This is a genomic window from Teredinibacter purpureus, assembly GCF_014217335.1.
Lineage (GTDB): Bacteria > Pseudomonadota > Gammaproteobacteria > Pseudomonadales > Cellvibrionaceae > Teredinibacter > Teredinibacter purpureus.
The window spans coordinates 2,772,177-2,784,352 of the sequence record NZ_CP060092.1 but is presented as its reverse complement, the minus strand read 5'-3'; the positions used below and the strand labels follow the sequence as shown (position 1 = coordinate 2,784,352).

19 protein-coding genes are annotated in these 12,176 nt (G+C 42.4%); 1 reads left to right on the top strand and 18 read right to left on the bottom strand.

Going from position 1 to position 12,176, the window contains the following annotated elements:
- Nucleotides 1–13: 13 nt before the first annotated feature.
- From tnpC to H5647_RS12215, 7 genes are all read right to left on the bottom strand, one after another.
- Complete coding sequence (tnpC, locus tag H5647_RS12245; protein ID WP_045858889.1) at nt 14–1,516, bottom strand: IS66 family transposase; 1,503 nt, start codon at nt 1,514–1,516, stop codon at nt 14–16.
- A 23-nt stretch (nt 1,517–1,539) separates the two neighbouring features.
- Complete coding sequence (gene tnpB, locus H5647_RS12240; protein ID WP_082087014.1) at nt 1,540–1,950, bottom strand: IS66 family insertion sequence element accessory protein TnpB; 411 nt, start codon at nt 1,948–1,950, stop codon at nt 1,540–1,542.
- Nucleotides 1,893–2,186, bottom strand: coding sequence for an IS66 family insertion sequence element accessory protein TnpA (gene tnpA, locus H5647_RS12235; protein WP_045858888.1), 294 nt, complete (start codon nt 2,184–2,186; stop codon nt 1,893–1,895). The genes tnpB and tnpA overlap by 58 nt, the downstream gene beginning before the upstream one ends.
- A gap of 234 nt (nt 2,187–2,420) precedes the next feature.
- Nucleotides 2,421–2,816 (bottom strand): hypothetical protein, encoded by a 396-nt coding sequence (locus H5647_RS12230; protein WP_045858887.1) that lies wholly within the window; start codon nt 2,814–2,816, stop codon nt 2,421–2,423.
- 126 nt (nt 2,817–2,942) lie between these two features.
- A complete protein-coding gene (locus H5647_RS12225) occupies nt 2,943–3,413 on the bottom strand; it encodes a hypothetical protein (RefSeq protein WP_045858886.1) in 471 nt (156 codons plus the stop codon).
- A 111-nt stretch (nt 3,414–3,524) separates the two neighbouring features.
- Nucleotides 3,525–4,043, bottom strand: a complete 519-nt coding sequence (locus H5647_RS12220; protein ID WP_045858884.1) for a hypothetical protein — start codon at nt 4,041–4,043, stop codon at nt 3,525–3,527.
- A gap of 113 nt (nt 4,044–4,156) precedes the next feature.
- Nucleotides 4,157–4,495 (bottom strand): SEL1-like repeat protein, encoded by a 339-nt coding sequence (locus H5647_RS12215; protein WP_052692041.1) that lies wholly within the window; start codon nt 4,493–4,495, stop codon nt 4,157–4,159.
- Between the two features lie 224 nt (nt 4,496–4,719).
- On the opposite strand from H5647_RS12215, the gene H5647_RS12210 reads away from it, so the two are divergent.
- Nucleotides 4,720–5,667 carry an IS30 family transposase gene (locus H5647_RS12210; RefSeq protein ID WP_045858882.1) on the top strand — a complete coding sequence of 316 codons (948 nt, stop codon included), beginning with the start codon at nt 4,720–4,722 and terminating at the stop codon, nt 5,665–5,667.
- 16 nt (nt 5,668–5,683) lie between these two features.
- Here the strand turns inward: H5647_RS12210 and H5647_RS12205 are convergent, their stop codons facing one another.
- The 11 genes from H5647_RS12205 to H5647_RS12155 all read right to left on the bottom strand — a co-directional run bounded on the left by H5647_RS12205 (nt 5,684) and on the right by H5647_RS12155 (nt 11,943).
- Nucleotides 5,684–6,106: a hypothetical protein gene (locus tag H5647_RS12205; RefSeq protein ID WP_045858880.1), complete on the bottom strand. Its 423-nt coding sequence runs from the start codon at nt 6,104–6,106 to the stop codon at nt 5,684–5,686.
- A gap of 126 nt (nt 6,107–6,232) precedes the next feature.
- On the bottom strand, nt 6,233–6,544 hold the full coding sequence (locus tag H5647_RS12200) for a CC0125/CC1285 family lipoprotein (protein WP_045856500.1): 312 nt from the start codon (nt 6,542–6,544) through the stop codon (nt 6,233–6,235).
- Between the two features lie 88 nt (nt 6,545–6,632).
- A complete protein-coding gene (locus H5647_RS12195; protein ID WP_236075025.1) occupies nt 6,633–7,469 on the bottom strand; it encodes an IS3 family transposase in 837 nt (278 codons plus the stop codon).
- A complete protein-coding gene (locus H5647_RS12190) occupies nt 7,466–7,831 on the bottom strand; it encodes a transposase (RefSeq protein ID WP_045856502.1) in 366 nt (121 codons plus the stop codon). The genes H5647_RS12195 and H5647_RS12190 overlap by 4 nt, the downstream gene beginning before the upstream one ends.
- 105 nt (nt 7,832–7,936) lie before the next feature.
- Nucleotides 7,937–8,479, bottom strand: a complete 543-nt coding sequence (locus H5647_RS12185; protein WP_052692036.1) for a tetratricopeptide repeat protein — start codon at nt 8,477–8,479, stop codon at nt 7,937–7,939.
- 129 nt (nt 8,480–8,608) lie between these two features.
- Nucleotides 8,609–9,067 carry a hypothetical protein gene (locus H5647_RS12180; RefSeq protein ID WP_045858878.1) on the bottom strand — a complete coding sequence of 153 codons (459 nt, stop codon included), beginning with the start codon at nt 9,065–9,067 and terminating at the stop codon, nt 8,609–8,611.
- Between the two features lie 17 nt (nt 9,068–9,084).
- Nucleotides 9,085–9,975: an IS3 family transposase gene (locus H5647_RS12175; RefSeq protein ID WP_236075034.1), complete on the bottom strand. Its 891-nt coding sequence runs from the start codon at nt 9,973–9,975 to the stop codon at nt 9,085–9,087.
- Nucleotides 9,951–10,268 (bottom strand): transposase, encoded by a 318-nt coding sequence (locus H5647_RS12170; protein WP_045856786.1) that lies wholly within the window; start codon nt 10,266–10,268, stop codon nt 9,951–9,953. The genes H5647_RS12175 and H5647_RS12170 overlap by 25 nt, the downstream gene beginning before the upstream one ends.
- 164 nt (nt 10,269–10,432) lie before the next feature.
- Nucleotides 10,433–10,906 carry a hypothetical protein gene (locus H5647_RS12165; RefSeq protein WP_045858876.1) on the bottom strand — a complete coding sequence of 158 codons (474 nt, stop codon included), beginning with the start codon at nt 10,904–10,906 and terminating at the stop codon, nt 10,433–10,435.
- Nucleotides 10,907–11,027: 121 nt separating this feature from the next.
- Nucleotides 11,028–11,375: a TonB family protein gene (locus H5647_RS12160; protein ID WP_045858874.1), complete on the bottom strand. Its 348-nt coding sequence runs from the start codon at nt 11,373–11,375 to the stop codon at nt 11,028–11,030.
- Nucleotides 11,376–11,481: 106 nt separating this feature from the next.
- Complete coding sequence (locus H5647_RS12155) at nt 11,482–11,943, bottom strand: DUF3592 domain-containing protein (protein ID WP_162926381.1); 462 nt, start codon at nt 11,941–11,943, stop codon at nt 11,482–11,484.
- Between the last annotated feature and the right edge of the window lie 233 nt (nt 11,944–12,176).

Below are 12,176 nucleotides of genomic sequence, written 5' to 3'. Positions count from 1 at the left end.
AACCAACCCCAGGTTAATCAAGCGCTACATTCCAGGGTAGCAAAGAACCCATAGTGTTATCACTACTTAGGTTTGGCAACGTTTCAAACACATGGCGCAAGTATTCATAGGGATTCAACCCGTTCGCCTTTGCCGTTTCTACCAGACTATAGATATTTGCACTGGCACGTGCGCCAGCCTGACTTTTTGCAAAGAGCCAGTTTTTCCTGCCGATCGTAAATGGGCGTATTGAACGCTCAGCTGCATTATTATCAATCGGGTACGAGCCGTCTTCAACGTAATTGGTAAGCCTATTCCATTGATTAGCGAGATACACAAGAGCTTTACCCAAAGCTGTTTTCGGCGGCACCGTTAATAAACTTTTATCCAACCATTTTCTTAGTTTTTCCAGGGTTGGTTTGGCCTCCTTTTGCCTGATTTCAAAGCGCTTATCCGGGGGATCATGTTTAGTTCTAGATTCGATTTGATAAAGTTTTTGTATATAGTTTATTGCTACGTCTGCTTTTCCTGTTTTTTTCTTCAGTTGAGCCTTTTGGGCTTCTATAAACTTTCGGCGTGCATGCGCCCAGCAACCTAAGCGTACTATGTCATAACTATTACAAGCAGGCTGATAGCCATCGTAACCGTCGACCATTATGGCTTTTGTTTGATTGGATAAAAACGCATTGGGTGTTTCTTGTGATCGCGAAGGTGAGTAATGATAAAGGAGCACCGGTTGATCTCCGAAGCTTGCCATTAGCCATAGATAACTTTTACTTTGCGCTTTCTTTCCCGGCTCATCTAAAACTTGCAGCGTGGTTTCATCCAGATGTAATAATTCTTTTTGCTGTAAGTAACTTTGCAATGAATCAATCAGTGGCTGAACAAGATCACCGACTTTAACCATCCAATTCGCCAGGTTTGTACGATCTAGTTCAATGCCGATCCGCTTAAACATCTCACTTTGGCGATAAAGTGGCAATGCATCGCAATATTTTTGCGTCGCAATGTAAGCTAGAAGCCCTGGACTTGCAATGCTCTTCTCGATCGGGAGTTTCACTGAGCGCGCGGCTGTTTTTATGTGGCCTTCGCAGCAAGGGCAAGCGTATTTGAGTCGACGATGACGAATGACTTTTATTTGAGCTGGAATAATATCTAATTGCTCAAGGTCATCGCTACCGATAACCTCAAGTTCTGTTCCGTCATGAGGGCAGACTTTATCTTCTTCGGGAAGGTCGTGAATAATATCTTCCCTAGGGAGCTCATCAGGAATGCTGACGCGCGGCTTGCATTTTCGCTCGTGCGATTTTACGGTTGTTGTTACCGATTCATCCTCAGTGGATACATCTTCGGCGAGAGATTCAGCCTCGTTAAAGAGGCCGAGTTGATCTGGTGATATTTTTTCGCTGGAAGCGGAAAATTTTTTATGAAGAAAAAGACGGATTTGTTCCTTTAACGATTCTACTTGCACATCACGCCTTGCAAGCTCTTCTCGCAATAATTCATTTTCTTTTTCTAGCTTCGCCACGTCATTCATGGCTGTGGATTATACCAAAATACCTATCCTACAGCACTATAGATGAGCTGCTTATGAGGTTTTATTTGTGTGATATCGAACCCGCGTAATAGCCAATGCCATTGCTCACTATCGATTTTTATGGTTTCGCTACTTGAGCGCTTTGGCCATTTAAACTTCTCTTTCTCTAAGCGCTTTTGCCAGAGAACGAAGCCTGTTTCATCCCAATAAAGTACTTTGAGCTGAGAGCGGCGCTTATTACAGAAAACGAAAATGGCGCGGTCAAAAGGCGATAACGCCATATCATCTGATACGATCAACGATAGACCGTTAATGGCTTTTCTGAAGTCCACAGGGTCTCGATGCAAATAAACGTTGATGGAGTTTGACCACTTAATCATGCGAGACTGTGCACTAGAGTCGTAAAAGACTGTAACTGCATGCTGGTAGGGCATTCGATTTTACATCGACCTACGACGATTATTAGGCTGGTTTTTGCGGTGGCCGTTTGCTGCGGCTCGACCTCCAACTCGATGAACTTGGTTTTATCTTGGTTGCGGTGTTTATGTAGCTGTTGATTGAAATAGCGTGAGTTTATGTCACGCTCCTTGCAAAATTGAGTTTGGGTTTTATCGCTAGCCTCAAAATCTACAATTAGCTTTGGCCAATCGTATTTACGGTATTTTCTCATGATGCCTCCTTCGGTGTTATGGGAGGCATTAGAATATCGGGTTATTGAGGTCTCGATAAGGTGTGGTTGGTTTGGCGCTTACACTTTAACGAAAGCTCTCATTTTCTACCTGTAGCCATAACGCAAAGCTAAATTGCATTTTGGGCGTAGTGGAGTTTTGTGCAAAATGGCCTTTGGCCATGCACAAAACGGAACGAAGGCCAAAATGTCAATTTGAGCGTCTTGTTAGCTTTACTATCGTTTAACAAATGATAATCTACCTTCACGGTTTGAAATAGCAATTGAATGTTCTTTTTTATCACAGAACAAAATAATCATATCCGAATCCAACCACTCCGCTCGCTGACACTTATCGGTATTCTTTATGCGAAACATATCGGCATAAACACCTTCAGCAGCAACCGCAATATATACGTCTAAAACGGCGGCATCATGGTGATTCTCATCATACATATTTACAACGTGCGCGATATATCCCTTTGTAGATTTCCCTTTAACTTCGATTTCTTTTCCCATCAACATAACATGAATTATAGATGAGTAGTTTGCTGATAAATCGCCTACTAATCCACGTGATTGGCCAAATGCAGCAGTCGAAATAAATATTAATATAATTAAGTAATTTTTCATTTTTGACTCCTTGGGAAGCTAACGCCAAGCTCAATTGCACAGCGGTTGTAGTGAGTGTTGTGTAACAATGAGCGCAGCGAATGCACATAAACGAACGAAGACCGCTGTGTCAATTGGAGCGCCTTGTTAGCTTTTTTTCTCATACTTTCTAACTGTTGCTTGCCGCTCTTCTAGCCGTTTTAAACAGTATTCTTTATCGGCTTCAGACTCAGGAAGATTACAAAGCAGCGATTCTGTTTCAGATTCGACAGGATTTAAACTACGATAACTCGCTATATTTTCAATTGATTTATCCAAGTGCTCGAGGTGGCTGGACAAAAACACCTTCGAGAACAAATGATTTCCTGACCCCTGATACCAATTATATGAGTCTATTGCCTCGCTTATGGACATTTCATACTCCCAGTAAATATGCTTTAATTCCTTCTCACTCCCACCCTTCAAGTCTTTCGCTCGAAGCACATCAATGTTAGATGACAGCACTTTCTCTAGGCGAGAATAGTTTTCTACACCGGTATGAAATCCGTAATAAACACCACCACTAAATGCAGTAGAAACCAAGATAAAACTTAGTGATATGTAAACACATTTCTTCATATTTATTCTAATTTTCGCGTGAGAAGCTAACGCCGCTATAAAAGGCGCGCGTTAGCGCGTCCAGTGGAGGCCGTTTTTTGGCCGGAACGATTTTTGATAGCTTTGTTAGGGTTACCCATAGTCCTCACCCCAATCTAGCATGAATGCATTACCCGACCAAACTACATCAGCAAGATGCCCACACTCCATACACATTACCCAAGATAATATTTCTCCTCTAACCAGAAAAGCAGAAAACCCCGGCCTGTCATATTTCGTACTTAATGAGTGAAGAAGCTTTCCAGACTTGGATGTTGCAAAGAGTATTTTGTAGTATTGACCTTGGCCAGATTTAGCTACTCCAATCCGCCATACCTCAATAATCCCATCAGAGTTAAAGTCACCTTCGACAGATAATTTTAGATTATTGCTTTCTATTTCGGCGCACTCTTCTTCCGAAAATGTAGCCGGAGGGCTGCAACTTAAGATAGAAATACTCTTAAAATCAGAATTCAATTCGGTGACAGCGATATTCTGGAAACTCTCAATTTTTGATTCTAGCTCATAGGTTACCCACCAAGCATAAGTCACCGCTCCACATTGATTAGAAACCAGAATTTGCATAATAAAAATAAGAACGATATTTCTCATAGAAACCCTAACGCCAGTAGCAATTGCCGGAGTGAGCTGGCTTGTGTTTTTGCGTATTCTCGCAAAAACCAAGACAGCTTACGGAGGTCAATTGGCTGCTTTTGTTAAGTTTATTAGTTGGCACTATCTTTAACCGCCCCATATTTTTTAAAGTATTCGCCAGCCAAGGCATCTGCAACCTCTCTACTCTTAAGCTTCAGAATGATACTGTTGACCAGTTTTTTTGCATCAGGGTGACCCTGATAGTTCGCAAGTGACGCCCATGCGTATGCCTTAGCAATATCTTCTTCTACTTTGGTACCATCACGATACTCACCAAAATAGTATGTGTATGCCACCAGCACTCTTGCGTTGGAATCCCCTGATTCAGCAGCGTTCAAAACGGCTTGAAAATCAGTTTCAGCGATGCAAGTAACTGAAAAAAGTAATAGCGAAAAAATGATACCTCGCATGGGCCTCCTAGAAACTTAACGCAGAGTGCAGCGGCAGTTTGTGGAGTGGCTTTTTGTGCTAGCGTAGCGACCAGCACAAAAAGCCACGGAACAAACTGTCCGACTGGCACGTATTGTTATGTGAGCCGAATTCGCAAAGTAAGTGCAACACGCCTGCATCTTCCTTTATATAGGGTGAACTGGGATACTCATGGTTTTTCTCGACCGGCAAGAAGAGGAACCTCATGATGTACCACCAGCTCACCACTGATGAAAGATATACTATAGCGGCCTATTTAAAGCAACGTAAATCTCAAGCCTATATTGCACGGGCCTTAGGCCGCGATCCTTGCACGATCTCCAGAGAGTTAAAACGAAATCGTCGCCCAGACGGTAAATACTGCGCAGCGCGAGCAGTAAAACGTACCTCTCGAATACGGAGGGAGTCTCGTCGTAAATGGCAATTCAATGATACCGAGCTTCAGATGGTCATCGCCTTAATACGCCTCGATTGGAGCCCAGAACAAGTTTCCTTGTGGCTTAAGAAGTGCAATATATTATCGATCAGCCATTCGACCATTTATCGCTATATTTGGTACAACATGTTTTATTCAGGGGATCTCTATAAGCACTTACGTCAATCAAGCAAGAAACGCCGAAAAAGATATAGAAGCCCTGACTCTAGAGGCGTTTTAGCCAATAAGGCCCATATCTCTGAGCGACCTCTAGGGGCAGAAAATAAGAGCCGAATCGGTCATTTCGAAATTGATACCGTTCATGGTTCACGCGATCAACATTCAATTGTCACGTTAGTTGATCGAAAAAGTAAATACACGATCATTGGCAAAATTAGGAACCGTACGACTGACGAGTTAAATCGAAAAGTTATTCAGCTATTCAAAAAACAGGTTAATCAGGTAAAAACAATTACCGCTGATAACGGTACCGAGTTTCATCAATACAAAAAAATTGAAGACGTCACTAACTCAACATTTTACTTTGCCAACCCCTACCACTCATGGGAAAGAGGGTTAAACGAAAATACCAACGGTCTCATACGACAATATTTACCTAAAGGAGAATCAATGAAGAGCATAACTCAAAAGGATTGCGATAAAATTGCAATGAAACTTAACCGACGACCTAGAAAATGTTTAAATATGGAAACACCGGAGGCAGTCTATGTTCGTTAATCACTTTCATTGCACTTCAGTTGATAACCTGGGTGATTTTTTTACAGCTAAGCCGCTCATTTACTACCTTGCATTGAAACTTCCACAACTTAGGGTATTCGCTGCCAAACACACCTATATTTTCCTCCCAATAGTAAGTATTACCACCCGCACCAACTGCGCATATTTTAATTGGCTTATACGAATCTACTGGAACAAAATAAGCCGCTTTTAGCCATCCATATTCTGGTTCGGAAACAAATCTATCTGCTACAAGGCTTAATACTTTTCCACCTTCACATGTTCCAGTCTTAGCATCTAGTGCCGAAGTAATTCTGACGATTTCGAATTCATCACCACTAATCCAAACTTCATACCTAGGTTCTGAAACATGCCTTGCCGGATAGACAACACAACCTGAAAGAAAAAGCGTAAAGATTAATAAACAAAATACCTTCAAGCTGACCTCACATAACGCCCCGCTTAGAGGCAGTTTTGGAGCTGATTGATTTATGGCAGTCTTTTCGCCATAAATTTAAGCGGCGGAAAAACTGTCCTTCTACAGCGGCTTGTTAGGATTGCACTGTTAACCATCACCAAGGCACTTAATAACACCCTCAGTTAAGGGGTGAAATACTTGCACTGGGTAATAACTACTGTGACCACCATTTTCTTTTGAAACGATATCATATCCACTTGGGCATAATTCTGCGGCTCGTTTTTCCCAATATAGCTCGACTGTTTCTGGAGAAGTAGTACCGTTTCCCTGATACGAAACTTCAATAGACCCATCATCTAACTGCTTATCTTTATAGCCACCTGAGAAACCATATTTACCATATGCAGTTGCGCATCCAGACAAACATAAAACAAAAATTGTGAAATATAAGTTTTTCATAAATCCCCTAGATTGATTGATAGAAATATCCTAACGCCTAAAGCAGCGGCCGCAGTGTAGGCGTAGACTTGCACCACTTTGACGGACACTAAACATTTATATTTTGATATGTATTTGGTGATACATAATTGAGGCTAGAGTGTAATCTATCCTCATTATAAAACTCAACGTAGTCAACAATCCTAGCGACACATTCGACCATATTATTAAACTTCCAATGATGCACCAATTCATTCTTTAATGTCTTAAAAAATGATTCTACAAAAGCATTATCTGTTGGCGTACCAGCTCGGCTCATACTACTAACCATGCCTGCGTTCGCTACGGCCTCCTGATAAATGTCCGAGCAGTACTCCGAGCCCTGATCACTATGAAACAAACACCCAGGTTTTGCCTCTTCATATTCCAACGACATCTTCAGCGCGCCGCATACCAAATCGGCATCATGGTTTCTGGAAAAACCCCAACCAACAACCTTACGAGTAAATAGGTCTAGTACAGCCGCCATATATACAGACCCCTCTCGAGTCTTAATGTATGTCATATCCCCAGCCCAATGTCGACCTACCGATGCTGCTGGTGGCGACTCAGCTAATACATTATCCACCTTTAATGAATTACTGCCTGAAGCGCGATTATGCCGATATGCGTGGTATATAGAGGTTATTGAATACGCTTTCATTAATCTGTTGATCCGCCTGCGACTACAGGGAAACCCTAGGTTTTTTAGGTATGGGTGAACTCGTATAGCGCCATAATTTCTTTCATGACCTACATGCATCTTTGTTATCTCATCAACGAGAATACTATCGTACTGCGCTCGACTGCTTTCCCCACGCTCGCGCCAATCGTAATAGCCAGTTGTTGAGACATCCAGATATTCACACATCCTAACGACCTTATGAGCCCCCCGGTTCTCCTCTATGAACGCGTATCTTTCCTGCGCTGATCCGAGAAGAACCGTTTTGCCTTTTTTAGAATAACGACCTCTTCCTCTTTGGAGGCTAGTCGTTTTTCCAATTCCTTTATTCGCGTTTCTGCGCGCTTAAGTGCGTCACTGTCTTCTCTAGACTTTTTGGGTGGAGGGGCTTTAATTTGCATGTGTTTATTCTCGGATAGACGGCCTTCTTTATATTCTTGGCGCCAACGGTAAAGCATGACGGGATGAATCCCAAGCGCCTTAGCAACATCGACCGCCCTAACGCCACGCTTCTTACTCTCTCTCACCGCCTTGACTTTAAAAGCCAACGTGTAGCTTTCGTAATGTTTCTTCTTTGTTAAACCCATTTTTTACCCCTTTAACTAAACAGTAAATAACTGTCCGCCAAAGTGGTGCAGGTCTAGCGCGAAGCGCCGAAACGGAGGTCCAGCCCCGCAGGGGCGATGCTGGCTTTACTTGTTAGGGCTGTACTTGGCAATATACTCAGCTCCTAGATCAATAGCGTGCTGCAATTGTTTTTTTGAAAGCTCAGCCTCAAGCTTTGGCTTAAGGTCTTTAATGCTTGCATATGCTGTTGGGTCGTTTGCCTCTATAACAGCAAACCATGCATATGCCTCGACAGAGTTTTTATACTCTGGTGGAGCCATTCCAAATAGCAACATTGTGTAATCCATTTGAGCTGCAGGATCTTTCTGCTTTGCTGCAGCCTCAAATAGTTCTGCTGTTTTAGCGAAATCACTTGGTACACCACTTCCTGTTGCGTACATGAGCCCTAGGCGATGCATAGCTCTTGGGTTGTTATTGGCAGATGCTTCTTTGTACCACTTGATAGCTTTGCTGAGGTTTACGGGATTGTTCTGCCCCATCTCGAAACTGTAACCCATAAGGTATTGGGCATTGGCATCACCAGATTTAGCCTGTTCCTCAAGTTCACTCATTCCCGCGATGGTGCCCGCCGAGAATAAGAGAAAAAATATAATTGATACAACTTTCATGGTTCAGATTCCTTGAGCCCTAACGCCCATGTAACCGCGCAATTTTTTGCGTAGAGATTTTGTGAAATAATGTAGCGCAGCGAAATTCACAAAAGAACGTAGCAAAAAATTGTCCGGTTGACATGTTTGTTAGAGCCTTTTTTCAAGTTCAATTAATTCGTTAGCTAAAGCAGAGAACGAATGAACTATTTTTGTTCTTGGCGTAAATCTAGTGTATTTAGTAGCTGATACTCTTGATAGGACATTTTTAGCCCATACGTCCATGCCACTTGACTGGATTGAGAATTGCCATTCATGTGCAAACTTATTACGTATAGTGTTCAGTTCAAACAAACATTCAACTAAGCTGCTTTCAAAACCCACAGTAGCAGATATTTTTTCAAGCTTCTTGACCTTACCGTAAAAAGAAAGTTTATTGATATTTTCAGATGTGTTGTTTTTAATAAAGTTATCAATAAATACTTCCAATATAAGATGTCCTTTCAGTAACACCAGTTCAGTATCCTTGTGCTTATCGAGATTAGCCCAAACCGACCACTCTAAAACCTTCCCATAATCCTCGGTCATATATAGCTTGGTCTTACCCACAAAAAGTAGACACCATATTAGGCGCACTCTTGGTAATAAATTTCTTCAAACTCTGCAGGGCTTATATAGTCATTCGCAGAGTGGCGTCGTACGCGATTGTAAAACAATTCAATATATTCGAACACACTTGAATACGCGTCATTTAAGCCTATGTACGATTGACCAAACACTTCCTCTACTTTCAGACGTGAGAAGAAGGATTCCATTGCCGCATTATCCCAACAGTTACCCTTTCGGCTCATGCTGGGAGTTATATCAGCATCGTGCATCGCTAGGACATATTCTCCGGATCGATACTGCACTCCCTGATCTGAGTGAAGCAACAACCCTTGCTCGCATCCCCGACTTGAGGTGGCCATGTTAAGTGCATCTAAAATCAAATCCGTGGTCATTGTTTTATCCAATGACCAGCCAATGATCTTGCGGGAGAACAAGTCCATGATCACCGCCAAGTAAACGTGACCGTTCTTAACCGGTATATAGGTAATGTCCGACACCCACTTTTCATTTGGCTTAGTGGCCTCAAAGTCGCGATCCAATACGTTTTCAGCGAAGTTATTATCCCCTGAACCTTGATGACCATACTTGAAGCGTTTGCCGTTACGGGCCTTTAGACCCTCTTCCTGCATAATTTTAGCAACATGATTAACTGAGCAAGCGAAGCCTTTTTCATGCAGCTCATAGATTAATCTAGGCGCACCGTATCGTGCCTTAAACTCCTCAAAAGTCTCACTGATAGCCTTGCGCAGCATTTCTCGATACTCATACTCGAAACTAGGCTCTCGTTCGCGCCATTTGTAATAACCTGATCTGCTGACAGCTAACCACCCCGCCATCTTGATTATTGGGAATTGACCACGAAGCGACTCCATGTAGGCATACCTCACCAGCTTGGCTTGCTGAAGTATGCCGTCGCTTTTTTTAGGAATTCGTTCTCTTCTTTCAGGTCGCTTATTGTCCGCTGCAGCTCGCGTACAGTCTCGCTTTCAGGCTTTGAGTAATCCACACCATTCACACCATTAAATTGTTTTTCGGATAGTCGCTTATATTGACGTCGCCAATTATAGATTTGACCGGGGTGAATACCCAACTCTCTCGCCACTTCAGCAGCTGAGGTGTCAGGCCCTTCTGAGCGTCGAACGGCCTCCCTACGAAAATCTTCGGTGTAATGGTTGTATTTGTTCTTAGTTTTTTTAGTCATAATTAATACCTCATTAGGTGGGAATGAGGTGTCTACTTTTCGTGGGTAGCTCTAAGTGCTAACGCCGCTGTAACCTGCCCAAATTATGGAGCAGTTTTGTGCGAAAATGCGCGCAGCGTATTGCACAAAATCGCGTAGTAATTTGGGTCAGGTTTACAGCCTTGTTAGGCAATTTTCACGACCGCAATAATACATGAAATAAGACCAGCCAATACAGGCGACACAAAATGTATAAATACCCAACTGAAGTACCTCGAATCTGTACCGATATTCGGTGGAACTATAGAATACCAAGGTCGGCTGTATTCTAATGAGCCTGATTCAGAAACTATTTTCCGGCGAGCCTGCTTGGCATCTCGATAATTTGGTACAGAATAAATTAAAAACGCTGACAAAAAGTATGCGGTTATAGCTAGGAGAATCGCAAAGAAAGCCGACTCTGTTAGATTTTCAAATGAAAACCCCAAGATCGACCCTTTACTCGGATTAATACCTGAAAACGCAGTGATGATAGTGATAGACGATGATAGTAAAAGATTTCTACGTTCTAGGCGTACAAAATCGTTGTAGGAACTACGAATAACTTCATCTAGCTCCTCAATCTCTCTTGGATTAAACCTTTCTTTCGTTTCGCTCATATCTTTCCCTACGAGTGCCTAACGCCTTGCTCTGCTGAATTTTTGGAGTGGATGCTTTTGTGCTATTAAGCACAAAAGAAGCAACGGAAAAAATGTCAGCAGGAGCAATTTGTTATACATTTCATTCAGTTAGTTCAAATATAAATTTTTGTGAAGATTCACAAGCGATTTGTCTAGCTTCATACTCCCACTGTTTTAGTGCTACAAGAGCTGACTGAGCGAATGGCTTTGCAAATCGCTCAGTCGGTTGAGACACAGCTTCGAGAACTTTTGGCGAGTTGACCTCTCCCTTATAGTCAATAGTAAATTCAATAATGACATATCCGCTATGTCCCACCGGCGATTCCATTGAAGGGTATGCCGGTGGCACTGACTTTAGCGGCACCTCCCCTTCACAGATCTGCCTCGCATAAACACTTTCGCAAAACATCACGAAAAGAAAACTGAAGCTAAAAATTAAATTTCTCACCGTTACTCCGTACGTGTATAACGCCTATGTCAGTTGCGTTTTGGTTGTAGTGGAGTTTTGGGGTAAGGTGGCGCAGCCACCCCAAAACGGAGCGTAGACCAAAACGTCAACTGGACATATTTGTTAAGGCCATATATACGATAATATTCCAAAAACCAAAAAATAGTATATTGGCATCGTGAAAACTACGAATGCCTACTAAAATACTTGATACCTTCGGTGAGTTTTGATTTACATAAACCCTTACTTTTGGGTAATTTGATATTGCTTCGCCATAAGCTCTGTAAACAAGCGACCTAATATTCCACGAACCAAACCCAAAAGCAATTCGCTTTCCTTTGTATGTACGACGCTTATACTCATAGACATATTCAACTTTAGCCTTATACATATAGTCGCCATCATTATCTCTACTCTCATCCATTTCATGGTGAGTGATTTCCCCTTCGACTGGAACCCAGCTACACGAGATTTTCGCCATTATACTTGTGCAAACAGAATACAAAGCACCGCCAATTCCAACTACGACAAATATTACTTTTATTATAAATTCTAGTTCTTCGGGCATGTAAGCCTTAACGCCGAGCTCACCGGCGCATATTGCGGAGAGCGTTTTTATGTAAAATGGAGCACCGCGACATACATAAAAACGAGCGTAGCAATATGCGTCCGAGTGCAGCGTTTTGTTATGGGCTGGGTGGCACTTATTCTCTACAGCGCTCGTTGTGGAGCAAACGCGGAACTTTAGCCTATTAAAAACCCAACCCGTATAAACTACTATTCTTACAATTCGCACTTTCT